The sequence below is a fragment of the Blastomonas sp. UPD001 genome (genome assembly GCF_003426715.1).
Lineage (GTDB): Bacteria > Pseudomonadota > Alphaproteobacteria > Sphingomonadales > Sphingomonadaceae > Blastomonas.
In genome coordinates this window covers 1-1,157 of sequence record NZ_QKVT01000036.1, presented here as the reverse complement: position 1 = coordinate 1,157, position 1,157 = coordinate 1, and the positions used below count along the sequence as shown (strand labels likewise).

At 66.4% G+C, this 1,157-nt stretch carries 2 protein-coding genes; one reads left to right on the top strand and one right to left on the bottom strand.

Features of this window, described 5'->3' with window-relative positions:
• A partial coding sequence (locus tag DM995_RS18125) for an SPOR domain-containing protein (protein WP_232824535.1) occupies positions 1-634 on the top strand: 634 nt, incomplete at its 5' end.
• Between the two features lie 133 nt (positions 635-767).
• Here the strand turns inward: DM995_RS18125 and DM995_RS18120 are convergent.
• Positions 768-1,157, bottom strand: a 390-nt coding sequence (locus tag DM995_RS18120; protein WP_353653379.1) for a GIY-YIG nuclease family protein, incomplete at its 5' end; no start/stop codon positions are given.

Here is a 1,157-nt window from a genome sequence, read left to right as displayed (position 1 = left end):
GCCGGTGCAGGATGCGCCGATGGAGCTTGCTGGCGTCGAAACCGGCCCTGCCTCCGAGCCTGCGCCGGTCTATGCTGAAGCCGCGCCTGCCGTCGCGCCCGCACCGTCGGGTGCGATCGTCGCGCCGTTGCTGACCGCGCGTGAGATCGTCCAGCCGCTGCCCGCCAGCTATCGCCGCAAGGCCGTGCGCAAGCTGCGCCCCGAAATGGTCGCGAAGCGCCAGATGATCGTCGAGCGGGAAAAGGTTCAGGTCGCTTCGGCTCCTGCGCCCAAGGCCGCGCCTGCGCCCGCCAAGCCCGCCATCGCCCCCGCCGTGTTCCAGAAGGCGAGCTTCTCGCCGGTGAGCGGCGGCGCCTTCGCGGTGCAGCTCGGCGTGTTCTCGAGCACGGCCAATGCCAACCGCGCCTGGGCCGGCTATAGCGCCAAGCACAAGGATCTCGCGGCCTTTTCCAAGGTCGCCGTGCCCGTCACCGTGGGCGGCCGCGCGCTGCACCGCCTGACCGCGAACGGCTTTGCCGACGAAAAGAGCGCCCGCGCGATGTGCGCCCAGGTCCGCTCGGGCGGCGGCGAATGCATCATCGCCCGCGCCGTGCCCACCAAACCCGCCGGCACCCAGATCGCCGCCCGCCGCTGAGGTTGGTGAAGTGTGTCTTGTTGCTACTCGGTCAACGATTCGGTACCGTTGACAAGTTCAGCGCCAGCGAGAAGGGGGGTTTGCTGAACGGCACGTTTTGTTTTCCGCCGTCCCAAATCCACCCCATCTCCGCTCAGCCTGAGCTTGTCGAAGGCCCCGCGCCATCAACAGCGGAATTGCGCAACCCCCTGGAAAGCCGCGAGATCAGTCCCCAATCTCCAGCGATCAGCGCTTCCTTTTTCGCTCGCGACCAGCCCTTGATCTGCCGCTCCACCCCGACCGCATCCTCGCGCGAGGGAAAGTTCTCCGACCAGACCAGTTCAACAGGCCGTCTTTTCGCGCTATAGCCCCCGCAGGCACCGCTGGTGTGCTGGGACATTCGATGTTCGAGGTCGTCAGTATGCCCGGCATAATAGCTGCCGTCGCTGCATCGCAAAAGATACGCGTAAAAGGCCATAACCCAGAATAGCGGTTTCGCGGGGCCTTCGACAAGCTCAGGCTGAGCGGAGGTGGGGTGCGGGTG